Source organism: Nonomuraea bangladeshensis (genome assembly GCF_039529455.1).
Taxonomy (GTDB): Bacteria; Actinomycetota; Actinomycetes; order Streptosporangiales; family Streptosporangiaceae; genus Nonomuraea; species Nonomuraea bangladeshensis.
Genome location: NZ_BAAAMV010000016.1, coordinates 1 through 23996, shown reverse-complemented (window position 1 = coordinate 23996; position 23996 = coordinate 1). Strand labels below are relative to the sequence as shown.

26 protein-coding genes and 1 tRNA gene are annotated in these 23996 nt (G+C 70.6%); 22 read left to right on the top strand and 5 right to left on the bottom strand.

The annotated features are described in order from the left end of the window. The first annotated feature begins 28 nt into the window (after window positions 1-28). The 4 genes from ABD292_RS42175 (at window position 29) to ABD292_RS42160 (ending at window position 5197) form a co-directional block, all read left to right on the top strand. The gene (locus ABD292_RS42175; protein ID WP_344217789.1) at window positions 29-1900 is read left to right on the top strand and encodes an acyl-CoA dehydrogenase family protein; all 1872 of its coding nucleotides are present in this window, start codon (window positions 29-31) and stop codon (window positions 1898-1900) included. Between the two features lie 222 nt (window positions 1901-2122). Beyond that, on the top strand, window positions 2123-3391 hold the full coding sequence (locus ABD292_RS42170) for an extracellular solute-binding protein (RefSeq protein ID WP_344218086.1): 1269 nt from the start codon (window positions 2123-2125) through the stop codon (window positions 3389-3391). 79 nt (window positions 3392-3470) lie between these two features. Beyond that, window positions 3471-4355: a carbohydrate ABC transporter permease gene (locus ABD292_RS42165; RefSeq protein WP_344217787.1), complete on the top strand. Its 885-nt coding sequence runs from the start codon at window positions 3471-3473 to the stop codon at window positions 4353-4355. Next, window positions 4355-5197 carry a carbohydrate ABC transporter permease gene (locus tag ABD292_RS42160; protein ID WP_344218084.1) on the top strand — a complete coding sequence of 281 codons (843 nt, stop codon included), beginning with the start codon at window positions 4355-4357 and terminating at the stop codon, window positions 5195-5197. Before ABD292_RS42165 ends, ABD292_RS42160 begins: the two co-directional genes overlap by 1 nt. 37 nt (window positions 5198-5234) lie before the next feature. Here the strand turns inward: ABD292_RS42160 and ABD292_RS42155 are convergent, their stop codons facing one another. Further along, complete coding sequence (locus ABD292_RS42155; protein ID WP_344217785.1) at window positions 5235-5972, bottom strand: class I SAM-dependent methyltransferase; 738 nt, start codon at window positions 5970-5972, stop codon at window positions 5235-5237. A 126-nt stretch (window positions 5973-6098) separates the two neighbouring features. Between ABD292_RS42155 and ABD292_RS42150 the strand changes: the two genes are divergently transcribed. Together ABD292_RS42150 and ABD292_RS42145 are read left to right on the top strand one after the other, a co-directional pair. Beyond that, window positions 6099-6638: an RNA polymerase sigma factor gene (locus ABD292_RS42150; protein ID WP_344217783.1), complete on the top strand. Its 540-nt coding sequence runs from the start codon at window positions 6099-6101 to the stop codon at window positions 6636-6638. Further along, complete coding sequence (locus ABD292_RS42145) at window positions 6625-7656, top strand: hypothetical protein (protein WP_344217781.1); 1032 nt, start codon at window positions 6625-6627, stop codon at window positions 7654-7656. The genes ABD292_RS42150 and ABD292_RS42145 overlap by 14 nt, the downstream gene beginning before the upstream one ends. Here the strand turns inward: ABD292_RS42145 and ABD292_RS42140 are convergent. Continuing rightward, window positions 7645-8667 carry an adenosine deaminase gene (locus tag ABD292_RS42140; RefSeq protein WP_344217779.1) on the bottom strand — a complete coding sequence of 341 codons (1023 nt, stop codon included), beginning with the start codon at window positions 8665-8667 and terminating at the stop codon, window positions 7645-7647. The two genes, ABD292_RS42145 and ABD292_RS42140, sit on opposite strands and share 12 nt — an antisense overlap. 81 nt (window positions 8668-8748) lie before the next feature. On the opposite strand from ABD292_RS42140, the gene ABD292_RS42135 reads away from it, so the two are divergent. Next, a complete protein-coding gene (locus ABD292_RS42135) occupies window positions 8749-9405 on the top strand; it encodes a hypothetical protein (protein WP_344217777.1) in 657 nt (218 codons plus the stop codon). 51 nt (window positions 9406-9456) lie between these two features. Further along, the gene (locus ABD292_RS42130) at window positions 9457-10026 is read left to right on the top strand and encodes a hypothetical protein (RefSeq protein ID WP_344217775.1); all 570 of its coding nucleotides are present in this window, start codon (window positions 9457-9459) and stop codon (window positions 10024-10026) included. Here the strand turns inward: ABD292_RS42130 and ABD292_RS42125 are convergent, their stop codons facing one another. Continuing rightward, the gene (locus ABD292_RS42125; protein WP_344217773.1) at window positions 10027-11235 is read right to left on the bottom strand and encodes a pyridoxal phosphate-dependent aminotransferase; all 1209 of its coding nucleotides are present in this window, start codon (window positions 11233-11235) and stop codon (window positions 10027-10029) included. A gap of 157 nt (window positions 11236-11392) precedes the next feature. Here ABD292_RS42125 and ABD292_RS42120 point away from each other — a divergent pair. The 8 genes from ABD292_RS42120 (at window position 11393) to rplL (ending at window position 16216) form a co-directional block, all read left to right on the top strand. Next, window positions 11393-11465, top strand: a tRNA-Trp gene (locus ABD292_RS42120). 77 nt (window positions 11466-11542) lie between these two features. Next, a complete protein-coding gene (gene secE, locus ABD292_RS42115) occupies window positions 11543-11788 on the top strand; it encodes a preprotein translocase subunit SecE (protein WP_344217771.1) in 246 nt (81 codons plus the stop codon). 63 nt (window positions 11789-11851) lie between these two features. Beyond that, window positions 11852-12616: a transcription termination/antitermination protein NusG gene (nusG, locus tag ABD292_RS42110; protein WP_344217769.1), complete on the top strand. Its 765-nt coding sequence runs from the start codon at window positions 11852-11854 to the stop codon at window positions 12614-12616. 121 nt (window positions 12617-12737) lie between these two features. Continuing rightward, entirely contained in the window at window positions 12738-13169 is a 432-nt protein-coding gene (gene rplK / locus ABD292_RS42105) for a 50S ribosomal protein L11 (protein ID WP_020544879.1), read from the top strand. Between the two features lie 69 nt (window positions 13170-13238). Then, complete coding sequence (gene rplA / locus ABD292_RS42100) at window positions 13239-13958, top strand: 50S ribosomal protein L1 (protein WP_091080601.1); 720 nt, start codon at window positions 13239-13241, stop codon at window positions 13956-13958. A 195-nt stretch (window positions 13959-14153) separates the two neighbouring features. Then, window positions 14154-14975 carry an SCO4651 family lipoprotein gene (locus ABD292_RS42095; RefSeq protein WP_344217765.1) on the top strand — a complete coding sequence of 274 codons (822 nt, stop codon included), beginning with the start codon at window positions 14154-14156 and terminating at the stop codon, window positions 14973-14975. Between the two features lie 251 nt (window positions 14976-15226). Next, on the top strand, window positions 15227-15751 hold the full coding sequence (rplJ, locus tag ABD292_RS42090) for a 50S ribosomal protein L10 (protein ID WP_329585600.1): 525 nt from the start codon (window positions 15227-15229) through the stop codon (window positions 15749-15751). 72 nt (window positions 15752-15823) lie between these two features. Further along, the gene (gene rplL, locus ABD292_RS42085; protein WP_020544883.1) at window positions 15824-16216 is read left to right on the top strand and encodes a 50S ribosomal protein L7/L12; all 393 of its coding nucleotides are present in this window, start codon (window positions 15824-15826) and stop codon (window positions 16214-16216) included. Between the two features lie 110 nt (window positions 16217-16326). Here rplL and ABD292_RS42080 read toward each other — a convergent pair whose 3' ends face one another. Continuing rightward, window positions 16327-16992, bottom strand: coding sequence for a TetR/AcrR family transcriptional regulator (locus ABD292_RS42080; protein ID WP_344217762.1), 666 nt, complete (start codon window positions 16990-16992; stop codon window positions 16327-16329). Window positions 16993-17044: 52 nt separating this feature from the next. Between ABD292_RS42080 and ABD292_RS42075 the strand changes: the two genes are divergently transcribed. Together ABD292_RS42075 and ABD292_RS42070 are read left to right on the top strand one after the other, a co-directional pair. Further along, complete coding sequence (locus ABD292_RS42075; protein WP_344217760.1) at window positions 17045-18229, top strand: hypothetical protein; 1185 nt, start codon at window positions 17045-17047, stop codon at window positions 18227-18229. A 10-nt stretch (window positions 18230-18239) separates the two neighbouring features. Then, window positions 18240-20162, top strand: a complete 1923-nt coding sequence (locus tag ABD292_RS42070) for a glycosyltransferase family 39 protein (protein ID WP_344217758.1) — start codon at window positions 18240-18242, stop codon at window positions 20160-20162. Here ABD292_RS42070 and ABD292_RS42065 read toward each other — a convergent pair. Next, the gene (locus ABD292_RS42065; protein WP_344217756.1) at window positions 20149-20550 is read right to left on the bottom strand and encodes a nuclear transport factor 2 family protein; all 402 of its coding nucleotides are present in this window, start codon (window positions 20548-20550) and stop codon (window positions 20149-20151) included. The two genes, ABD292_RS42070 and ABD292_RS42065, sit on opposite strands and share 14 nt — an antisense overlap. 85 nt (window positions 20551-20635) lie before the next feature. Here ABD292_RS42065 and ABD292_RS42060 point away from each other — a divergent pair, with 85 nt between their 5' ends. The 4 genes from ABD292_RS42060 to ABD292_RS42045 all read left to right on the top strand — a co-directional run bounded on the left by ABD292_RS42060 (window position 20636) and on the right by ABD292_RS42045 (window position 23452). Then, on the top strand, window positions 20636-21202 hold the full coding sequence (locus tag ABD292_RS42060) for a TetR/AcrR family transcriptional regulator (RefSeq protein ID WP_344217754.1): 567 nt from the start codon (window positions 20636-20638) through the stop codon (window positions 21200-21202). Window positions 21203-21267: 65 nt separating this feature from the next. After that, window positions 21268-22269, top strand: a complete 1002-nt coding sequence (locus ABD292_RS42055; RefSeq protein ID WP_329585583.1) for an ABC transporter ATP-binding protein — start codon at window positions 21268-21270, stop codon at window positions 22267-22269. A 188-nt stretch (window positions 22270-22457) separates the two neighbouring features. Then, window positions 22458-22958 carry a hypothetical protein gene (locus tag ABD292_RS42050; protein WP_344217751.1) on the top strand — a complete coding sequence of 167 codons (501 nt, stop codon included), beginning with the start codon at window positions 22458-22460 and terminating at the stop codon, window positions 22956-22958. Window positions 22959-22960: 2 nt separating this feature from the next. Beyond that, window positions 22961-23452: a hypothetical protein gene (locus ABD292_RS42045; protein ID WP_344217749.1), complete on the top strand. Its 492-nt coding sequence runs from the start codon at window positions 22961-22963 to the stop codon at window positions 23450-23452. The last annotated feature ends 544 nt before the right edge of the window (window positions 23453-23996 follow it).

The window sequence follows — 23996 nt, the reverse complement described above, 5'->3', positions numbered from 1 at the left end:
CCGGGACGGCGTGACGTCTGGAGGCGCGATGACGCAGCACACCAGGTACGAGGAGTCCAGAGCGGTCGGCGAGCAGGCCCGCGAGCAGGAGTGGACCCGGCCCAGCTTCGGCAAGCAGCTCTTCCTCGGCGACTTCCGGCTGGAGCTGGTCCATCCGGCGCCCGCCCTGCCCGACGAGGCCGCCAAGCGGGGGGAGGAGTTCGTCCGGGCGGTCCGCCGGTTCCTGGACGGGCACGTCGATCCCGCGCTCATCGAGCGGACCGGGCAGATCCCGGACGACGTGGTCAAGGGCCTGGCCGGGCTGGGCGCGTTCGGCATCACGATCGGCGAGGAGTACGGCGGGCTCGGTCTGCCCTACCTGTACTACTGCCGGGCCCTCATGCTCGTCGGCTCGTACTGCCCGGCGCTGGCCACGCTGCTGTCGGCGCACCAGTCGATCGGGGTGCCGCAGCCGCTGAAGCTGTTCGGCACCGAGGAGCAGAAGCGCGCGTTCCTGCCGCGCTGCGCGCGGGGCGAGATCTCCGCCTTCCTGCTGACCGAGCCCGACGTGGGCTCCGACCCGGCCCGCCTGGCGACCACCGCCGTCCGCGACGGCGACGACTACGTGCTCGACGGCGTCAAGCTGTGGACGACGAACGGCGTCATCGCCGACCTGCTCGTGGTCATGGCGCGGACCGGGAAGAAGATCAGCGCGTTCGTGGTCGAGGCCGACTCGCCGGGCATCACGGTCAGGCGGCGCAACACGTTCATGGGCCTGCGCGGCATCGAGAACGGCGTCACCGAGTTCAAGCAGGTCAGAGTGCCCGCGAGGAACCTGATCGGGCGCGAGGGCGACGGGCTGCGGATCGCGCTCACCACGCTGAACACCGGCCGGCTCTCCCTGCCCGCCACCTGCGCGGGCAACGCCAAATGGGCGGTGCGGATCGCCCGCGAGTGGAGCAACGCCCGGGTGCAGTGGGGCCACGCCATCGGCCGGCACGAGGCCGTGGCCACGAAGATCGCCTTCATCGCGGCCACCGCGTACGCGCTGGAGGCCGTCATGGAGCTCAACTGCCGCCTGGCCGACGACAAGCGCAACGACATCAGGATCGAGGCCGCGCTCGGCAAGCTGTACGCCTCGGAGATGGGCTACCGGGTGCTGGACGAGCTGGTCCAGATCAGGGGCGGGCGCGGCTACGAGAGCGCGGAGTCGCTGGCCGCGCGCGGCGAGCGCGGCGTGCCCGCCGAGCAGATGCTCCGCGACGCCAGGATCAACCGCATCTTCGAGGGCTCCACCGAGATCATGCACCTGGCGATCACCCGCGAGGCCGTGGACGCCCACCTGTCGGCCGCCGGCGAGCTGATCAACCCGGACGCCTCCCGCCAGGAACGCGCAGCGGCGGTCAAGCGGGCCGGCCGCTTCTACGCCGGCTGGCTGCCCACGCTGGTCGCCGGCGCGGGCACCCTGCCCGGCGGGTACGCCGCCTTCGGCCCCCTCGCCGCCCACCTCCGTTTCGTGGAGCGGACCAGCAGGAAGCTGGCCCGGTCCACCTTCTACGCGATGTCCCGCTGGCAGGGCAGGCTGGAGCACCGGCAGGCGTTCCTCGGGCGGGTCGTGGACATCGGGGCGGAGCTGCTCGCCATGACCGCGGTCTGCGTCAAGGCCGAGGGCGACTCCGCCGATCTCGGGCGGCGGCCGTACGAGCTGGCCGACACCTTCTGCCACCAGGCCAGACGCCGGGTGGACACGCTGCTCGACCGGCTCTGGGACAACACCGACGCCAGGGACGTCCGGCTGGCCGGGTACGTGCTGGACGGCCGCTACGACTTCGTCGAGGAAGGCGTGCTGGACCCGTCCATCGACGGGCCGTGGATCGGCGCCCCCGAGGGCGGCGAGAACGTCCGGCGGAAGATCACCTGACATCTGGTCTAGACCGGTTGTGCGCAGCCGTCGCGATGACTGTTGTCGAACCGCAATAGACCGGTATAGACCGGGTGGGGAACGCTCGCTTACGCTGGCGCAAACACGGAGGGCTTCCGGGTCATCGCAGTGCCTCCGTGAGCTCATCCCCCTGGGCGGGGTCCGACCACTGGTACGGACCAGCGTCACCCGTCCGACGAGAAGGCGGTATCTCCAGTGAACATGAAGCTTGTGGGCGGCGCCGCTCTCAGCCTCGCCACGCTGCTGGTCCTGACCAGCTGCGGCTCGGGCGACGGCGGCAGCGGCAACGGCAGCGGCGACCAGGCGTCCTCCGGCGGCGAGGTCACGCTCAAGATGGTCGCCGCCGACTACGGCGACGGGCCGGGCAAGCCGAACTCGGGCGAGACGTTCTGGAAGGGCGTCGTGGACGAGTTCCAGGCCGCGAACCCCGGCATCAAGGTCGACGTCCAGGTCATCAACTGGAACGACATCGACAAGCAGGTCGCCACCATGGTCCAGAACGGCCAGGTGCCCGACATCCTGCAGACCGGCGACTACTCCGGCTTCGTCAAGGACGGGCTGCTCTACAAGACCGACGAGGTCCTCTCCCCGAACGTCTCCGGCGACCTGCTGCAGAAGTTCGCCGACTTCGGCAAGGTGGACGGCACCGGGTACGGCATCCCGTTCGTCTCCTCCGCCCGCGCCATGTTCTACAACAAGGACCTGTTCAGCAAGGCCGGCATCAGCGAGCCCCCCAAGACCTGGGACGAGCTCAAGGCCGCCGCCGAGAAGCTGAAGGCGGCCGGCGTGACCCAGCCGTTCGGCCTGCCCCTCGGCCAGGAGGAGGCCCAGGGCGAGTCGTTCCTGTGGATGCTCGGCAACGGCGGCGGCTACAAGGACGCCTCCGGCAAATGGGCCATCAACTCCCCGCAGAACATCGAGACCTTCACGTACATGAAGGGCCTGGTCGACGCCGGCCTGACCACCCCCAACCCCGGCACCAAGGACCGCAAGACGGTCTGGGAGGACTTCGGCGCCGGCAAGGTCGGCATGGTCAACGGCGGCCCCATGTCGATCCCGATCTTCGACGCGGCCGGACTGAAGAACTACGGCGTCGCGCCCATCCCCGGCAAGAGCGGGCCGCTCGACACCACGCTCGGCGTCATGGACTGGATCATGGCGTTCAACAAGAACGGCCACGCCGCCGAGATCAAGAAGTTCTTCGACTTCTTCTACACCGGCAACGCCGCGCAGAAGATCTCCGACACCTACAAGCTGCTGCCTGTCACCAACGGCGGCATCGAGAAGCTGTCGGGCGACGAGAAGCTGAAGCCGTTCCTGGACGCGCTGCCCAACGCCAGCTTCTACCCCTTCCAGGACCCGAAGTGGGCCGAGGTGAACCCGGCGATCAAGCAGACCATCGGCGGCGCCGTCAAGGAGGACCCGGCCAAGGTCCTCGGCGAGCTGCAGAAGGTCGCCGAGGCGGGCTGATCACGGTGGCCGGCCCGGCGTCCGTGACGGGCGCCGGGCCGCCTCCCGTGACGACACTGTCCCACGTGGAAGGTTCTGCATGAGAAGGTTGCGCGCCCTCGAACCCCTCGCCTGGGTGGGGCCGGCCGTGGTGCTCATCGCGGTGGTCGTGCTCTGGCCGGTGATCGAGATGATCCGGTCGTCGTTCCTCAAGATCAGCCGGTTCGGCGTGGTCCAGGGCGGCAACGGGCTGGCGAACTACGAGAAGCTCTTCAACGAGAAGGACTTCGCGGACATCATGGTCCGCAGCGTGATCTGGGTGGTCGCGGTCGTCGTGCTCACCGTGCTGGTCTCGCTGGCCCTCGCCCAGCTGTTCAACCAGCGTTTCCCGCTGCGCAAGGTGGCCCGCTGGGCGCTCATCGCGCCCTGGGCGGCGTCCGTGCTGATGACGGCGATCATCTTCAAGTGGATGCTCGACCCCGAAGTGGGCGTCATCAACCAGATCCGCCTCAAACTCGGGCTCATCGACGCGATGGGCGGTGCGGCGGCCGACCAGCTCGGCGACGCCTCCACGGCCATGCCGTGGCTGGTGTTCGTGGCCGTGTTCGTGTCGGTGCCGTTCACCACGTACGCGCTGCTCGCCGGCCTCGCCACCATCCCCGGCGACGTCTACGAGGCGGCCAGGATGGACGGGGCGGGGCGGCTGCGTACGTACTGGTCGATCACGCTGCCGCTGCTGCGCCCCGCGCTCACCGTGGCCGCGCTGATCAACGTGATGAACGTCTTCAACAGCTTCCCGATCATCTGGGCCATGACCCACGGGCAGCCCGGCTACTCCACGGCCACCTCGACGATCCTCATGTTCATTCTCAAGAGCTCCGACATCGGCGAGTCGGCCGCCATGTCCGTGGTCAACTTCGGCATGGTCGTCGTGCTGACCGTGATCTTCCTGCGGGTGTCGCGGTGGAACAAGGAGGTGGCGTGATGGCGAGCCGCGGCGCCGTCGTGCGCACAATGCCCAGGCTCAAGACCGTGCTCGTCGCGGCCGCCGCCTACGTCGTGGCGCTGATCTTCCTGTTCCCGTACGTGGTGATGCTGCTCACCTCGCTGCGCAGCCAGGACTCGCTGCGGGACGTGACGTTCTGGCCCGACGAGTGGGTGTGGTCGAACCTCGCCGGCTTCTGGAGCAGCGGCCTGGCGGGCAACCTCTGGGTCACGATCAAGGTGGCCGCCGGCTCCACCGTGCTGGTGCTCCTGGTGGCGCTGCCCGCGGCGTACTACTCGGCCCGGCACCGCTTCAGGGGACGGACCGCGTTCCTGATCCTGGTGCTGATCACCCAGATGTTCCAGCCCACGGCCATGCTGGTCGGCATCTACCGCGAGTTCTACCAGTTCGGGCTGGTGGACTCGATCTGGTCGCTGATCCTGGTCAACGGCGGGTTCAACCTGGCGTTCGCGGTGTGGATCCTGAACGCCTACTTCGCCTCGATCCCGCGCGAGCTGGAGGAGGCGGCGTTCATCGACGGCAACGGGCGCTTCGGCGCGCTGTTCCGCATCACGATGCCGCTCGCCATGCCCGGGGTCATCACGGCGCTGATCTTCACGTTCATCGCGGCGTGGAACGAGTTCGTGGTCGCGCTCACGCTGACCACGACGCCCGACAGGCAGCCGCTCACCGTGGCGCTGAACTCCTTCATCGGGCAGTACCAGGTGGACTGGCAGAACCTGTTCGCCGGTTCGGTGATCGCCACGATCCCGGTGATCATCCTGTTCGCGCTGATCGAGCGCAAGGTCGTCGGCGGCCTGACCGCCGGATCGATCAAGTGAGGCGCGGGGGAGGCCCACCGGCCTCCCCCGGCCGCCCTCAGCTCTGGGGAACGCGCGCCACGCAGAAGACCGTCTGGCCGAACGGCGGACGGAAGAACCGCTCGATGAGCCGCGTCAGCGGCACCACCGTGCGGTCGTAGATCTTGACCAGGCGCGGGTCGGGATAGCCGACGCCGCCCCGGCGCACCGCCGCCCACCAGGCGATGCCGCCCAGGAAGTTGATCGGCTTGAGCACCTCGACGTCCAGGCCCGCCCGCGCGACCGTGGCGCCCAGCGTCTTCGGCGTGTAGCGCTGGACGTGGCCGACCTTGCGGTCGAAGTCGCCGTAGAGCTGGGGGTAGCCCGGCACCCAGATGATGATCCGGCCGCCCGGCAGCGTCACCCGCGCCAGCGAGCGCAGCGCCTCGGCGTCGTCCTCGATGTGCTCCAGGACGTTCATCAGCACGACGGTGTCGACCTTGTCCTTCAGCGGGATGTCGGTCGGCAGGCCGAACTGCAGCACGTCGATCTCGTCGCGCCCCGCGAAGCGCTTCTCCAGCTGCTCGACGCAGTAGGGGTCGAAGTCGCTGACCACGAGCCGGTCGAGGCGCGGCAGGAACTGCTCGGCGAAGTGCCCGAGACCCGAACCGATCTCCAGCATCGAGCGGCCCACATGCGGGGCGACCATGTCGAACTCGTACTGCCGGTAGTTCTTGGCCTCGTCCCCACCGAGGTGGTTCTCCAGGGCCTCGTCACCGGCCGCCGGTTGCACTACACGGTCATACCCAGAAGACATAGTCCCGTTCCTTCAAGGGAGCACACGGATTGCCCGAGTCTAATGCCCCGATCAGCGGCAGGGGTCACGCGATCCGATGGACGCTCTTCCCTGCTGGCCCTGGTTTGCGGTGGAATCTGACTCGTCATGGACGACGACGAGGCGATCGCGCGCTCGCTCGACGGTGACCTGAACGCCTATGAGGCTCTGGTCGCCCGCTACAGCGCGCTCGCCCACCGTACCGCGTACCTGCTCGGCGCGGGGGACGAAGCCGAGGACGTGGTGCAGGAGGCGTTCGTCAAGGCGTTCCGGCACCTGCCGGGCTTCCGTCGGGAGTCGCCCTTCCGGCCGTGGCTGCTGCGGATCGTGGCCAACGAGACGCACAACCTGACCCGGTCACGGGGGCGGCGCGCGGAGCTGGCGCTCCGGCTGGGCGCGGCCGCCGACGAGCGGGCGCCCGACGACCCCGAGGGGGCCGCCGTCGCCACCGACCGGCGCGCCCGGCTGCTGGCCGCCGTCCGGTCACTGCCCGAACGGGAACGCCAGGCCGTGGTGTGCCGGTACTTCTTACAGCTGACGGAGGCGGAGACGGCCCAGGTGCTGGACTGTCCGCTGGGCACCGTCAAGTCCAGCACCCATCGGGGGCTGGCGCGGCTGAGGGAGGAGGTGGGCAATGAACTCGCATGACCCGAACGACCCGGACACTCCGGACACGCACGCAGACACTCCGGACCGGGATGCGGACGCTTCGGACGCGCGCCCGGACGCGCTGGAGTCCGAGCTGCTCGCCCTCGGCGCCCTGCTCGACGTGCCCCCTGCCGCCCCCGCCACCGACATGGCCGCCACCGTCCGCGCCCGCCTCACCCAACCCGACCCCTCCGCGTCCGCCTCACCGGACCCCGCCCTGCCTGCCTCACCGGACCCGGGCGTGTCCGCCCAACCCGACCCCGTCGCGTCCGCCCGGCCGGACCCCGACGTGCCCGTCTCGCCGGACCCTGGTGCGCCTGCCCGGCCGGACCCCGGCGTGTCCGCCCCACCCCACCCCCATGTGCCCGCTGCTCCGGCCGATCCAGTGCGGGAGGCGCGCGGGTCGCGGCGGCCAGGTGGGCGGCAGGGGCGGCGGAGGCGGCGGTGGGGTGTCGTGGTGGCCGTGGTGGCGGTGGTCGTGGCCATCACCGCCGCCACCCCGCAGGGCCGGGCCGCCGTGGTGAAGATCCTCCGCTTCGCGGGCGTCGAGCTGCGGGTCTCCGACACCCCGCCCCCGCCGCTCACCACCACCGCGCCGCTCCCAGGCGAGCGCACCGTGGCCCCGGAGGAGCTGCCGGCCCTGGCCCGCTTCCCGGTACGCACCCCCACCCGCCTGGGCCCCCCGCGGACGGCGACGGTCTCCGACGGCGGCCGGGTGGTGTCGATGTTCTGGCCGGACGGCATCCGCCTCGACCAGTTCGACGGCGAGATGAGCCCGTACTTCTTCAAACAGCTCGGCCCTCCGTTCCCCACGCACGTCGAGCTCGACGGCGGCGCGGAGGGCTGGTGGGTCGGCGGCGAGCACCCGCTCGGCTACCTCCGCCGCGCGGACGGCACGGCCGTGCCGCTCCGCCAGGCGGCGCCCACGCTCATCTGGACGAGCGGCGGCGTCAACCACCGCCTGGAGGGCGTACGCACCGCGCGCGAGGCCGCCGAGATCGCCGCATCACTCCGGTGACCCGGTGAGCCAGTCGTCGACGCCCTTCAGCAGCTCCTTGCGCACCGCCTCGGGCGCCGCCGACGAGCGCACCGACTGCCGGGCCAGCTCGGCGAGCTCGGCGTCGGAGAAGCCGTACTCCTCCCTGGCCAGCTCGTACTGCCGCAGCAGCCGGTCGCCGAACAGCAGCGGGTCGTCGGCCCCCAGCGCGATCGGCACCCCCGCGTCGAACAGCCGCCGCAGCGGCACGTCGGCGGCCCGCTCGGCCACCCCCAGCCCGACGTTCGAGGTCGGGCAGACCTCGCAGCAGATCTGCCGATCGGCCAGGCGGCTCATGAGCCAGTCGTCCTCGGCCGACCGCACGCCGTGCCCGACCCGGTCGGCCCCCAGGTCGTCCACGCACTGCTGGACGCTGCGCGGGCCCAGCAGCTCGCCGCCGTGCGGCACGGCCAGCAGCCCGCCCCGCTTGGCGATCCTGAAGGCGCGCTCGAAGTCGCGGGCCTCGCCCCGGCGCTCGTCGTTGGACAGCCCGAAGCCGATGACCCCGTGATCGCGGTATTGCAGGGCGAGTCTGGCCAGCGTGTTGGCGTCCAGCGGGTGCCTGGTCCGGTTCGCGGCCACGATCACCGCGATGCCGACGCCGGAGTGCTCGGCGGCCTGGCGTACGGCGTCCAGCATCAGCTCCAGCGTGGCCGTCAGCCCGCCGAACCGCTGGGCGTAGCCGGACGGGTCCACCTGGATCTCCAGCCAGCGCGACCCGGCCTCCGCCTCGTCCTCGGCGGTCTCGCGCAGCAGCCGGTAGACGTGCTCCGGGCGGGTCAGGACGGACCGGGCGATGTCGTACAGCCGCTGGAACCTGAACCAGCCGCGCTCGTCAGTGGCCCGCAGCTTGGGCGGCCAGTCCTGCTCCAGCGCGTCGGGCAGGTGCAACCCCTGATCCCTGGCCAGCTCGATCAGCGTGGCGTGCCGCATGGAGCCGGTGAAGTGCAGGTGAAGATGTGCTTTGGGGAGCGTGACCAGGGACTTCGGCATCTCCTCATCTTGCCACCGGCGTCGCCATCGGTTGGCTCAAAAGAGGGGTAGGAGGCGGGCCGAGCAGGGGATCATCGGGGAATGATCCCCGAGGGGCGCGTGTACGGGCAGGAACCCGCGGCCGGAACCGCGGACGCGGGCGGGCAGAGCAGGCGGGCGGCGCTCGCGGCGCTGGCGTTCGCCGCGACCGCGGTGGCCATCTACGGGCTGTTCGCGTCGGGCTTCGGGCGAGTGCGCCCGCCCGACCCGGCGGCGGATCCGGCCGTCGCCGCCGGCCAGGGCCCGCCCGCCTCCGCCCCGCCGGCGCGGACCCCGTCGCCCGAGCCGGCCGCGCCGCCGGCGCCCAGGCTGGCTGTGATCGCCGACGGCTTCTACCTCACCTACCTCCCTCCGGGCCTGAAGCGCACCGGCGGTGGAACGTTCGGCGCCGGGGCGGGCGGCTGGGCCAGGTACGCCCCGGCGGGCTCCGGCCAGTCCGGCAGGTACATCGTGGCGCGCGTCGAACGCGGCCCCTTCGCCGCCGACTGGCCGCGCTACCGCTCCCATGCCGCCGTGCTCGACGGTCGTGCCACCGTGCTGCACGGCAGGCCCGCCGTGGTCGGCCGGGACCCGCGCGGCGGCCGGACGATCGCCTGGCTGGAGCGCCGTGGCACAGGCGTGCGCGTCAGGGCAGGTGAATCCCTGCGTAAGGAACTCCTCGCAGTTGCCGCCTCGGTCAAGGCTCGTGTAGGAGACTAGAGCCCCTTCCCGTCCCCTTCCCGGGGTGTCCACACACGTCATGGGGGGTCCATGCGGCGTCCGGCGGCGGTGCTCCTCGCGCTCGCGCTCTTCGGCTGCGCGCTTTCCGGCTGCGCGGGCGACGGCGGCTCGGGCGGCGGCGAGGCCCCGGTGCCCCGTACGTCCGCCGAGCCTCTGTCCCAAGAAACCCTGTCCGAAGAGCCCCTGCCCGAGGAGACCCCGTCCGCCGAGCAGGCCGGCAGCCAGGCGCTGACGCTGTCGTGCGACGCCGCCTCCGAGGTCCAGCTGCCCGCCGTGCCCGCCCCGCTCGAACGCGCGGGCGCCTTCTCCCGCCTGCCCGCCCTCACCCGCCCCCTCGCCGTGCACGGCCTGATCTGGAGCCGGAACGACGAGCGGCTGTACGTCGGCGTGGTGTGCGGCCCGCGTACCGCCGAGCAGTTCGTCACGCTGGTGGCGCGGGCGCGGCTCACGGCATGGGAGGGCCGGCCCGCGCTGCACTGGACCACGCGCACGGGCGTGCGCAACCTCATGTGGCTGGACCGCCCCGGCGTCGCCGTCTACGTCGGCGCGACGCCGGGGCTCAGCGACCGGATCCAGCCGATCGCCGCCGGGATCGGCTAGTCAGCGGGCCTCGGCAAGCAGCTTGCCCAGGCGGCTGACGCCCTCGACCAGGTCGTCGTCGCCCAGCGCGTACGACAGCCGGAAGTATCCAGGCGTCCCGAACGCCTCCCCGGGCACCACCGCGACCTCGGCCTCCTCCAGGATCAGCTCCGCCAGCTCGGCGGACGTGCCCGGCCGCCGCCCCCGCAGCTCCTTGCCGACCAGCGCCTTGACCGACGGGTAGGCGTAGAACGCCCCCTTGGGCTCCGGGCACAGCACGCCCGGGATGTCGTTGAGCATCCGCACCATCGTCTGCCGCCGCCGGTCGAAGGCCGTGCGCATCTCGGCCACCGCCGACAGGTCGCCGGAGACCGCCGCCAGCGCCGCCATCTGCGAGACGTTGGAGACGTTGGAGGTGGCGTGCGACTGCAGGTTGGTGGCCGCCTTCACGACGTCGGCCGGGCCGATCAGCCAGCCCACCCGCCAGCCGGTCATCGCGTACGTCTTGGCCACCCCGTTGAGTATCACGACCCGGTCGCCCAGCTCGGGGACGGCCGTGGCGATGCTGGTGAACTCGGCGCCGCCGTACACCAGGTGCTCGTAGATCTCGTCGGTGATCACCCACAGGCCGTGCTCGGCGGCCCACCGGCCGATCTCGACCGTCTGCTCGCGGGTGTGGACCGCGCCCGTCGGGTTGGACGGCGAGACGAACAGCAGCGCCTTCGTCCGCTCCGTGCGCGCCGCCTCCAGCTGCTCGACGCTCGCGAGGTAGCCGGTGGACTCGTCGGTGACCACGTCGACCTGCGTGCCCCCGGCCAGCTTGATCGCCTCGGGGTAGGTCGTCCAGTAGGGCGCCACGACGAGCACCTCGTCGCCCGGGTCGAGCAGGGTGGCGAACGCCTCGTAGACGGCCTGCTTGCCGCCGTTGGTGACGAGCACCTGCGAGGGCTCGGCCGAGTAGCCGGAGTCGCGCCGCGTCTTGGCCGCGATGGCCTGCTTGAGCTCGGGCAGCCCGCCGGCCGGGGTGTACTTGTGGAGACGCGGGTCGCGCGCCGCCTCGACCGCCGCCTCGACGATGTAGCCGGGCGTCGGGAAGTCGGGCTCGCCCGCGCCGAACCCGATGACCGGGCGCCCGGCGGCCTTCATGGCCTTCGCCTTGGCGTCCACGGCCAGGGTGGCGGACTCGGAAATCGCGGAGATTCTTGCGGAGATGCGGCGTCGGCTCGGCATGGTTCCATCGTCGCACGACACGCTGACCTGGGGGATCAGGTTTTGGTTCGACGTGCCGGGCAATCCCCCGTATGCTTCAGCTCGGTCCTTCCGCCGCATGTCGGCGAGCGGTTCGGTCCAGGCAGTGATTCAATCAGGGTAACCTGGTTGATGACATAGGGCACTGGCGCAATTGGTAGCGCACCGGTCTCCAAAACCGGCGGTTGGGGGTTCGAGTCCCTCGTGCCCTGCGAGTGCGGTCCGCGCAAGATAGGCGTGTAAGCGCGCCGCAGAACTGCGTTGGATACGACGAATTCAGGTGAGGACTGTGGCGATCGACACGCGCGGCGAGACCGCAGACAAGCCCAGTGGCGAGAAGAAGACGCGCACTTCACCTGCCCTCTTCTATCGGCAGGTCGTCAACGAGCTTCGTAAGGTCATCTGGCCGACACGCAAGGATCTCATCACTTACACCACGGTCGTTCTGGTATTCGTTCTGATCATGGTTGCCATCGTCTACGGGCTCGACAGCGCCCTGGGATGGGCAGTGCTGAAGGTCTTCGGCGGGGCCTGATCCTGACGCCGCCGGTCGACTGACGGAGTCGCCCTTCGATTCGACGAAAGAGGAAGAGTCACCGTGTCCGAGTCTTCATTTCCGGCGGACGAGTCTCGCGACGAGTGGGACGACGAGCTGGAAGAGGCCACTGAGGAGACCGCCGAGGCGGAGTCCGAGGAGGCCGAGGTAGCGGAGAGCGACGAGCCGACCGAGGCCGATGCTTCCGCCGCCGAGGACGCTTCGGCCCTTCCCGACGTCGATCCCGTCGAGGAGTTCAAGCAGTCGCTGCGCGGCCTGCCCGGCGAGTGGTACGTCATCCACTCCTACGCCGGCTACGAGAACCGCGTGAAGTCCAACATCGAGAGCCGCAACGTCTCGCTCAACATGGAGGACTACATCTACCAGGTCGAGGTGCCGACGCACACCGTCCAGGAGTTCAAGAGCGGCAAGAAGGTGCCGGTCAAGGAGCGCGTGCTGCCCGGCTACGTCCTGGTGCGCATGGAGCTGACCGACGAGTCCTGGGCCGCGGTGCGCAACACCCCGGGCGTCACCGGCTTCGTCGGCCTGTCCAACAAGCCGAGCCCGCTCAGCCTCGACGAGGTCGCCAAGCTGCTCGCCCCCGAGCCGACCGAGGAGACCAAGAAGGCGGCCACCAAGACCGCCACCGGCCCCACGGTCGAGTTCGAGATCGGCGAGTCCGTCACGGTCATGGACGGCCCGTTCGCCACCCTGCCGGCCTCGGTGAGCGAGATCAGCCCCGAGTCGCAGAAGCTCAAGGTGCTCGTCTCGATCTTCGGCCGGGAGACCCCGGTGGAGCTGTCGTTCAACCAGGTCTCGAAGATCTAGGTCGATCACCTACACTTAGACGTTCGGACTGGCCGCCTGCGCTGTCGGGCGGCCTCCGACATGTCAGGGCCGCATCCGCCGCCCGGCATCGCATCACAATCCAGGACCCGGAGAAGGACACATGCCTCCGAAGAAGAAAATCGCCGCGTTGGTGAAGGTCCAGCTCCCCGCTGGCCAGGCCACCCCGGCGCCGCCGGTGGGTACCGCCCTCGGTCCCCACGGCGTCAACATCATGGACTTCGTCAAGCAGTACAACGCTGCGACGGAGGCCCAGCGGGGCAACATCATCCCCGTTGAGATCACCATTTTCGAGGACCGCAGCTTCACCTTCGTCACGAAGACGCCGCCGGCCCCCGAGCTGATCAAGAAGGCCCTCGGCCTCGACAAGGGCAGCGCGGTCCCGCACCGCGACAAGGTCGGCAAGCTGAGTCGCGAGCAGCTGCGCAGCATCGCCGAGACCAAGATGCCCGACCTCAACGCCAACGACATCGAGGCGGCCGAGAAGATCATCGCCGGCACCGCCCGGTCGATGGGCATCACGATCGCCGAGTAACACCCCTTCCCAGACGTCGTGGGAGGGCCGCCGCGACGGCGACGGCCCGAGTACCACTAGGAGTACGCAATGAAGCGCAGCAAAGCGCACAAGGACGCGGCGGCCAAGGTCGACCGCGACAAGCTCTACACCCCGGTCGAGGCCGCCAAGCTCGCCAAGGAGACGTCGACCACCAAGTTCGACGCCACCGTCGAGGTCGCGCTGCGGCTGGGCGTCGACCCTCGCAAGGCAGACCAGATCGTGCGCGGCACGGTCAACCTTCCGCACGGCACCGGCAAGACCGCCCGGGTCCTGGTCTTCGCGACCGGTGACCGTGCCGAGGCTGCCCGCGAGGCGGGCGCCGACATCGTCGGCGCCGACGAGCTGATCGACGAGATCTCCAAGGGCAACCGGCTCAACGAGTTCGACGCCGTGGTGGCCACGCCCGACATGATGGGCAAGGTCGGCCGCCTGGGCCGCGTTCTCGGCCCGCGTGGCCTCATGCCCAACCCGAAGACCGGCACGGTGACGCCCGACGTCGCCAAGGCCGTCACGGACATCAAGGGCGGCAAGATCGAGTTCCGCACCGACCGGCAGGCCAACCTGCACTTCATCATCGGCAAGACGTCCTTTGGCGAGCGTCAGCTCCTGGAGAACTACGCTGCCGCGCTGGACGAGGTGCTGCGTCTCAAGCCGTCGGCCGCCAAGGGCCGCTACCTGAAGAAGGTCACCTTCTCCACGACGATGGGCCCGGGCGTTCCGGTCGACCCCAACGTCACCCGCGGCATCACCGCCGAGCTGGGCGAGTAATCGCGTCTGCTCAGGTAGAGCCCCGCCCGTCTCGTACGGGCGGGGCTCTTCTGCTTGGGTCAGGCGTTCTTTGCGCCGGAGGGGTTGGGGGGTTGTGGAGGAGCTGTGCAGAGTGTGTGGGGGAGAACCCTGGGTTTTCCCCGAATTGTGCGGGGAAGCCGCTACAGTCCCGGATCGCAAACGTAGGGTCAAGACATGCTGAAGCGCACGATAAGTCTCGCCGCGGCCGGAGCCGCGCTCGTCGTGGCCGCGGTTGCCGGTTGTGGCACGAACGCCCAACCCATCCAGGTCAACTTGGCGGCCTCTGAGGTCCTGGCGCAGGCCGCGCAGAAGACCTCCGAGGTCACCAGCTACACCGTCGACGCCGTCGTCAACGCCTCCGCCGCCCAGGAGGGCAACGGCCGGGTGCAGGGCCGCATGCTCTACCAGAGCAAGCCCGAGCTCGCCGTGGACCTCACGCTGGACACCGTGGACATGGGCGGTCAGAGCCTGCCTGGCGGCGTTCGCGCCGTGCTGCAGGGCGACACCGTCTACGTCAAGGTCGAGGCGCTGAACAAGATGCTGGGCGCCACCAAGCCGTGGATCAAGGTCTCGCTGAATGAGGTCGGCGACCGTACGCAGGTCGACCAGTACCTCGCCCAGATCCAGCAGTTCGACCTGGCCAACGTCACCAAGCTCGTCACGGCCTCCAAGGACGTGAAGCAGGTCGGCACCGAGAGCGTCAACGGCGAGGACACCACCCACTACAGCGGCACCTTCCCGGTCGAGGCGGCCGTGCTGCTGCTGCCGGCCGACCGGCAGGAGCAGGCCCGCTCGAACCTGGCCGAGCTCAAGGACGTCGCGTTCGACGTCTGGGTGGCCGCCGACGGCCTGCCCCGCAAGCTCGCCCTGAACGGCCAGAAGGACGGCGGCAAGCTGGACGCCACGCTGTTCTTCAAGGACTACAACAAGCCCGTGACCATCCAGGCCCCGGCCGCCGACCAGGTCGGCGAGATGCCGAAGACCACGACCAACTAGGAACCACCACCGAGAACGATTTGGAAACTCGGCGGCCAGCGCGTACTCTGGTCGTTGCCGAAGACCGCCGGTCGTCGTCAGGTGCTCACATCCTGGCGGCCGAAGGTTCCACGTCTTGTGGACGACCCGCGCAGGTGTGATGCGAGTTTCCCGCATGGTCATCCATGTGCGTGAGCCCCGTGTGCGCCCTGCGCCCGGGGCTGTTCTCATTTCTGAAGACCTTCGCCGGCGGCACATCTGGAAGGAGGCCCATGGCGAGGGCGGATAAGGCGACGGCTGTTGCCGAGCTCAAGAACGAGTTCGAAGGTAGCGCCGCCGCCGTTCTGACCGAGTACCGCGGTCTCACCGTCGCGCAGCTCAAGGACCTGCGCAAGTCCCTCGGTGAGAATGCGAAGTTCGCCGTGGCGAAGAACACCCTGACCAAGATCGCGGCCAACGAGGCCGGCGTGACGGGTCTGGACGACCTGCTGGTCGGCCCCACCGCTGTCGCCTTCGTCAAGGGCGACGTCGTGGAGGCGGCCAAGGGTCTGCGTGACTTCGCCAAGGCCAATCCCCTTCTGGTGATCAAGGGCGGCGTGCTCGAGGGCAAGACGCTCGACGCCACCGAGATCACCAAGCTCGCCGACCTCGAGTCCCGCGAGGTCCTCCTCGCGAAGCTTGCCGGTGCGCTCAAGGCGAAGCAGAGCGCCGCTGCCGCGATGTTCGCCGCGCTGCCCACGCAGATGGCTCAGCTGGCCGAAGCCCTTCGCGCGAAGCGCGAAGAAGCAGGCGAGTAACACGGGGGTTGCCGCACCCACCGCGGTCCCGTTCCTAGTTTTCAGCAAGTCCTAAACGTAAGGAAACGCATCATGGCGAAGCTCAGCAACGACGAGCTCATCGACGCTTTCAAGGAGATGACCCTCCTTGAGCTCTCCGAGTTCGTGAAGCAGTTCGAGGACATCTTCGACGTCAAGGCCGCCGCCCCCGTCGCGGTCGCCGCCGCCCCCGCCGCCGGTGGCGGTGCCGAGGCCCCGGCCGCCGAGGAGCAGGACGAGTTCGACGTCATCCTCGAGGCCGCCGGCGACAAGAAGATCCAGGTCATCAAGGAGATCCGCGCCCTGACGTCCCTGGGCCTCAAGGAGGCCAAGGACCTGGTTGACGGTGCTCCGAAGCCGGTCTTCGACGGCAAGGTCAACAAGGAGCAGGCGGAGAAGGCCAAGGCTGCCCTCGAGGGCGCCGGCGCGACCGTCACCGTCAAGTAAGACGGCTGGAGCTCCTGGCTCGACGCTGAAGGGGCGGAGGACATCCTGGTGCCGGATGTCCGCCGCCCCTTTTCGTATGCCCGGGGGCTTTCGCGGCACCGACGGCGGTGTCAGAGCCGGCTCTGGATGCCGTCGAGGATGAGCGTGAGCCCGAGCTCGAACTGGGCGTCGAAGTCGTCGATGCGCACCTGGGCGAGCTCGGCGAGCTGCGGGCGGTGCCGTTCTAGATGCCGCGCGGTCCGCTCGCGCAGGTCGGTCTCGGCCGGAGGGGTGCGGACGACGGTCCGCCAGGTGTTCTCGGCCGCGACGAACCCGTTGACGTAGGACGACAGGGTCCCGACGGCGGCGACCAGCTCAGGGCCGGACAGGCCGGCGTCGGCGAGAGCGGCGTAGCAGCGTTCGGAGCGGGCCAGGGCGTTGGGGCCGAGCAGCGGGCGGGTGGCGGTGAGCGCGGGAGCCCACGGGTGCCGCCGCATGACCTGCCTGCTCTGGGTGAGCTGGGCGGTCAGCAGGTCGCGCCAGGACGGGTGCTCGCGCAGCTCGACCTCGCCGATCACCTCGTCGAGTGCCAGGTCGAGCACGTCCTCCTTGCTCGTGACGTACTCGTACAGGGACATCGTGCCCGCCTGCAGGCGCGCGGCCAGGGCGCGCATCGAGAACCCGGGCACGCCCTCCGCGTCGAGCAGCGCGACGGCCGCCTCGACGATGCGCGCGCGGGACAGGCGCGGCTTGCGCGGGCGTTCGTCGTCGCCGCGCAGCCAGATCGACTCGGGCATCCGTCCTCCGGCCGTGCGCTGTACGGAAAACCGTACGGCTAGCTTACGCGCCATGACCGAACCGCGCTGGACGCACGCGTACGCCCTGCTCGCCCTGCGCCTGAACCGCCTGATGGGCGGCGGCGCACTCATCTACCGAGGCCCGCGAGAGTGGCGTGACCAGGCCGAGTCCGAGGCCCCCGCCGTCGCCGGCCGCCTGGCGGACGACGCCGACCGGCTGCTGGAGCGCCCGCCGTCCCCCTACCTGGCCGCCCACGTGACCGCGATGCGGGCGGTCGCCCGCTATCTGGCCGGCGAGCGGCTGCCCCTCACCGAGTACGCCCGCCAGGTCCTGGGCCTGGAGCCGCGGTGGCTGCCCGAGTCGCTGTTCGAGCAGGCGCACGACCGGCTCGACCGGGCACTGCCGAAGCGGCCGGGGCCGTTGTCCGACCGGCTGCACGACTGGCAGGCCGCGCACACCCTGCACGCCGTCGAACGCCTGCCCGGCATGGTCGCCGAGGCGGTGGCGGAGTGCCGCCGGCGGACGAACGAGATCATCCCGCTCCCTCCCGGCGAGGTCGTCGACTGCCTGCTCGTCCGGGACACGCACTTCCACGCGGCCGGTGACTATCAGGGCGGGCTGAGGTCGGCGATCCACATCAACGTCTCGATCCCTTTCAACCTGGCCGATCTGCTGTACGTCGTCGCGCACGAGGGCCATCCCGGACATATCGCGGAGTCCATGCTCAAGGAGGCGCGCGCGGACCAGCGCGTGAGGTTCATGGTGTCCCCGTCGTTCCTGCTCAGCGAGGGGCTGGGGCTGCTGGCCGAGGAGATCGTCTTCCCCGGTGACGAGGCCCAGGAGTGGCTGACCGCCCACATCCTCCCCACCTGCGGCATCCGTCCGGACGGGAGCGACTTCGCGGCCGTTCACCAGGCCAGGAACGTGTTGTGGGGCGTCTGGGGCAACGCCGCGCTCATGGCCGCCGAGGGGCGCGGGGAGGCGGAGGTGGGCGCGTACCTGGCCCGATGGGCGCTGTACGACGACCGGGAGGTGGCGGCGGCGCTGGCGGGGCTCAAGCCGTCGGCGGCCAGCCCGTACATCTTCGGATATTTCCATGGATGGGAGCTGCTGCGACCCTGGGTCACCGGCCCCGACCGGGTCCGCCGCCTCCTCACCGAGCAACTTCTCCCCGGCGACGTCGGGCTCAGGAACTTCTCATCCCCGTCTCAGGGCCGCTCCACCCCGCCTGCCTAGCGTGCGGGACGTGAAAGACAAGTCTCGCTGGGCGCTCGCCGCCCTGCTCGCGGGCACGGGCGTGCTCTACGTCTGGGGGCTCGGCGCCTCGGGGTGGGCGAACGCGTACTACGCGGCCGCCGTACAGGCGGGCAGCCAGAGCTGGAAGGCGTTCTTCTTCGGGGCCTCCGACGCCGCGAACGCGATCACCGTGGACAAGACCCCGGCCGCGCTCTGGCCGATGGGGCTGAGCGTGCGGCTGTTCGGGCTGAACACGTGGGCCATGCTGGTGCCGCAGGCGCTGATGGGGGTCGCGACGGTGGCCCTGGTGCACGCCTCGGCGCGCCGGCTGTTCACGCCGTGGGCCGGGCTGCTGGCCGGAGCCGTCATGGCGCTGACGCCGGTGGCGGTGCTGATGTTCCGCTTCAACAACCCCGACGCGCTGCTCGTGCTGCTGCTGACCGCGGCCGGCTACTGCGTGGTGCGCGCCCAGGAACGCGGCGCGACCCGGTGGCTGGTGCTGGCGGGGGCGGCGATCGGGTTCGCGTTCCTCGCCAAGATGCTGCAGGCGTTCCTCGTGCTGCCGGGGTTCGCGCTGGTGTACCTGGTGACCGCGCCGGTGCCGGTGCGGCGGCGGCTCTGGCAGCTCCTGGCGACCGGGGCCGCGCTGGTGGCCGCCGCCGGGTGGTGGCTGCTGGCGGTGGCGCTGGTGCCCGCCGGCGAGCGGCCCTACATCGGCGGCTCGCAGGGCGACAGCGTGCTGGAGCTGGCGCTCGGCTACAACGGCATCGGGCGGCTCAACGGCGACGACTACGGCGGGCTCGGCAACCTCGACCAGCAGGCCGGGTGGCTGCGGCTGTTCGACACCGAGGCGGGCGGGCAGATCGCCTGGCTGCTGCCGGCGGCGCTGGCGCTGCTCGTCGCGGTCACCTGGCGGACCAGGCGGGCGGCGCGGACGGACGCGGTGCGGGCCGCGTTCTGGGTGTGGGGGAGCTGGCTGGTGGTCACGGGGCTGGTCTTCAGCCTCATGCGGGGGATCTTCCACGCGTACTACACGGTGGCGCTGGCTCCGGCCATCGCGGTGCTGGTGGGCATGGGCGTGGCGGCGCTGTGGGAGCGTGGGGCGCGTCGATCGCTGGCGGTCGTGGTCATGGGGACGGTCGTGTGGGCGTACGTGCTGCTGTCGCGCAGCGCCGGCTGGAACCCCTGGCTCGGGATCGCGGTGGTCGTGGCGGGGCTCGTGGCCGCGCTGGCGATGTTGCTGACCCGGCGGGTGACGGCCGTGGCGGCCGTCGCGGTGGTGGCGTGCCTGGCGGGGCCGGCCGCGTACGCGGTGGACACGGCGGCCACGCCCCACACCGGGGCGATCCCGACGGCCGGGCCCAGCACGGGCGGCGGCTTCGGCCGGGCTGGTGGAGGCGGGTTCCGGCCCGGAGGCGGGCGGGCGTTCCGTCAGGACGGGGACGGGGACGGGGCCTGGGACGGGGACGGGGACGGCGCCGGAGCGGGCAGCGGCGGTGTCGGACGCGGCGGCGTGGGCCCCGGCGGCGTGGGCCCCGGTGGGAGGGGGCGCGGCGGCGGGGGCGGGCTGCTCGACGCCGGTGCTCCGAGCGCCGAGCTGACCGCGCTGCTGAAGGCCGGCGGCTACACGTGGACGGCGGCCACCGTCGGCTCCAACAACGCGGCCGGCTACCAGCTCGCCACCGGCCTCCCGGTGATGGCGGTGGGCGGCTTCAACGGCACCGATCCCGCGCCGACGCTGGAGGAGTTCCAGGGCCACGTCGCGGCGGGGAAGATCCACTACTTCCTCGGAACGGGGATGGGCGGCTTCGGCGGAGGACGTAAGGGGGCGGGCGGCAGCGACGACGCGGCCAGGATCGCCGCCTGGGTCCAGGAGAACTTCACCGCCACCACCGTCGGCGGTGTCACCGTCTTCGACCTCACCCGGAAGTGACAGTTTCGGAACGCACCCGGGCGATGGCACTGGTGTCCATGTAGTCCCTGGCGTGGACGATCGCGCCGTCCCGTACCCGGAGGATCACCAGGCTGGGGACCTCCACGGCGCGCTCCCCGGCCCTGACGCGCGTCACCTGCTCCACGACCACCACCTCGGGGTCCTGAGCGCGGTGCAGCGCCACCAGCCGCACCTCCTCGGCCTCGAACGGCGAGCCGCCCCACATGGCCTGGTACGCGTCCCTCACGGCCTCCCGCCCGGCGAGCGGCGCGAGCCCCCCGAACGGGAACTCGTGCAGCCCCTCGGGGGCGTAGAGCCCGGCCAGCTCGTCGGGCGACTTGTGCAGCATCGCGGCCTGGTAGCCGACGACGATCTCCTCGATGGACATGGCCGTCCCTTTCGCTCAACGTTTGTTGACTCAACGAGCGTAGAGCGAAAAGGCTCGGCCGGTCAACGCGGGTAGAGTCGGCGGCGTGAGCGAACGACTGCCGCCCCGGGCCGAGCGGCGGCGCAGGACCGAGCGGCACATCCTCGACGCGGCCCGGACGCTGTTCGCCGAGGTGGGGTACGAACGCACCACGATCCGGGCCGTCGCCCGCGCCGCCGGAGTGGACCCCGCCCTGGTCATGCAGTACTTCGGCAGCAAGCAGGAGCTGTTCAGGCACGCCGCCGAGGCGGTCCCGCCCCCGGAGGAGGGCCTGGACGCCGACGAGCTGGTCGACCACCTCCTCGGCACCCTCGACACCAAGATCGGCGAGCTGTCCCCGGGATCGCTGGCCATGCTGCGCTCGATGCTCACCCATCCCGAGGCCGGCGCCGCCGCCCGCGAGGCGCTGGCCCGGCAGATCGACCGGCTGGCGACCGCGATCCCCGGCGACGACGCCCGGCTGCGGGCCGCGCTGATGGCCGTGGTCATGCTGGGCGTCACCATCGGCCACCAGCTCCTGGAGTTGGAGGAGCTGCGGGGCGTCCCGCCGGAGGAGATCGCCCGGCTGCTGCGGCCCGGCCTGCTGGCCCTTACTGGACCCGAGGTCTCATAGCCGCTTCCCAAGCGGGCCGCGTCCCCGTTACGGTGAGGCCATCGTTCGCGACTGGGAGGTGGCCGGTGGGCGTCGAGGTCGTCGTGGAAGGGCTCACCAAGTCGTTCGGGCGCCAGGTCATCTGGGAGGACGTCTCCTTCACCCTCCCGGCCGGGCAGATCTCCGTGCTGCTCGGCCCGTCCGGCACCGGCAAGTCCGTCTTTCTCAAGACGCTGGTCGGCCTGCTCCGTCCCGACCGCGGCCACATCTGGATCGACGGCCACGACCTCGCCAACTGCCGCGAGAGCAAGCTCTACGAGCTGCGCAGGCTGTTCGGCGTGCTCTTTCAGGACGGCGCGCTGTTCGGCTCGCTCAACCTCTACGACAACATCGCCTTCCCGCTGCGCGAGCACACGAAGAAGAGCGAGTCCCAGATCCGCGACGTCGTCATGGAGAAGATCGAGCTGGTCGGCCTGCGGGGCGCGGAGGACAAACTGCCGGGCGAGATCTCGGGCGGCATGCGCAAGCGGGCCGGGCTGGCCAGGGCGCTCGTGCTGGAGCCCGAGATCATCCTGTTCGACGAGCCGGACTCCGGGCTCGACCCGGTGCGCACCGCGCTGCTCAACCAGCTCATCGTGGACCTCAACGCCGAGGTCGAGGCCACGTTCCTGATCGTGACGCACGACATCAACACCGCCCGTACCGTGCCGGACAGCATCGGGATGCTCTTCCGGCGCGAGCTGGTCATGTTCGGCCCGCGCGAGATGCTGCTGTCCAGCGACGAGCCGGTGGTGCGGCAGTTCCTCAACGCCCGCAGGCACGGCCCGATCGGCATGTCGGAGGAGAAGGACCTGTCCGAGCTGGAGGCCGAGGCCCAGCTCGGGCACGACCCCGGCGTGCTGCCGCCGATCCCGCCGCAGCTCATGCCGACGGGCAACCGCGTCCGCCGCACCCAGCAGCCGCCCGGCACGTGGCTGGCGGCCAACGGAGTGATCCCGCCGCAGGGGTCGTTCGTGGACGAGCGCGGGCGCAACTGGCTGGAGGAGTACCCCCGCCTGGTCAACGCCCACCTGCACGGCGTCCAGTAGTCGGGCCGGCCGGGGGGAGAGGCCCGACCGGCCGGAGTTCTGCCCGGAGCGGCCGTCTCAGGGCCGTCTGGGGGCATTTTAGGGACGCATCTGCCTTCGCCCCCGTTACCACACCGCCTCGGTCGTTTCCGGGACTCCGGGGACGAGCGCCGCGTTATGATCCGGCGATCTGGGAGGGGTGAGCGGTCATGACATGGCTGGGCGTCCGTTCCGCGCGCATCGTGATCACGGTGCTCGGCGGGATGCTGGCGGTGCTCGTGGGCATGGGCGCCTGGATCGCCGCCGAGGCCCGCGAGGTGCAGGGCAGGGCGGGCGACCGCGAGGCCGTGCTGCTGGCCGCCGGCGCCCACGCGAGGAACCTCGTCTCGCTCGACTACCGGACCGTGGACGCCGACCTGCAGCGCATCCTCGACACCTCCACGGGCCCGGCCAGAGCCGAGTACGTCGCCACCGCCGCCAAGCTGAAGACCACCACCGTCGAGAGCAAGGTCGTCCAGACCGGCGTGCTGCGCGCCACGGGCCTGGTCTCGCTGACCGGCGGCAAGGCCAAGGCGCTGGCCGTCGCCGACGTGGAGATCCACTGGGACGGCTCCGACAGCCCGGCCCAGGAGCGCTACTACCGCTGGTCGATGGAGCTGGAGAAGGTCGGCGGCGTCTGGCGGGTGTCGAAGGCGGTGCAGGTGCTGTGAGGATGTTCGCGATCGTGCTGCTGGGCGTCCTGGTGGCGGTGGGCGCCGTGCTGGTGCCGACCATGTGGTTCAACCTGCGCGACCTGCGGGAGGCCGACGCGGCCGGCGACTCCGCGATGGCCGCCGCCCGGCAGGTCGCCCCCCAGTTGCTCTCCTACGACTACCGCACGATCGAGCAGGACCTCGCGCGGGCCGGCGGGCACACCACCGGTGAGCTCACCCGGCACTACAAGGAGCTGGCCACCAGCCTGGTCACGCGGGCCAAGGCGGAGAAGATCGTACGGACCGCCGCCGTCGCGGGGGCCGCGGTCGAGAGCGCAAGTCCCGACCGCGTGGAGGTTCTGCTGTTCGTGAACATGGGTACGGTCAGACAGGTGCCCGGTCAGGCCGGGCCGCAGCAGCAGGTGGCCCAGAACCGCGCCAGGCTCGTCATGGTCCGCCAGGGGGAGCGCTGGCTGGCCGCCGATCTCTCCACGCTCCTGGGGAGCGCGTGAGGCCCGCAGGGCCGATGACCTGCGCCTGGAGCCCCCGGGCGCGCCGCCGGGTTCAATTGTTACCAAAAAGCTGGTTTAGCGCCGTCCAAGAGACGGGTAACCCAGTCACAGCTACACCGGTGATCGGCATGGGTTCGACCCCCGGTGTGACGGAGCGTTAACCGCCCCCGTTCGCGGGTATCGTCTTGGGCCATGGCGGTAGGCGATCTGTCACGCAGGGAAGAAAACCCAGCGTCCGGGCCCCGAACCGGCTATTAGTCGGGCTCGCGGGCTTGACGTATCCGCCCGAACGGGCGATGCTGCGACCAACGTGGAGCATGCAGCGAGAGCGAAGTGGACAGGCGTGTGCCGATCGGCTACACTGCCCCTTTGCGCTGCCCTTTGACGACCCGTGATGCTTGCTCACGTTGCGAGGTTGTCTGGCGTGCGTGTAGTCAGTCCGCCGCGAGCCCTCGGAAGGACATCTGTTGGCAGCCTCGCGCAACGCCTCCGCCGTACCCGCTGGTCCCCGTCGCGTGTCTTTCGCGCGTATCCAGGAGCCGCT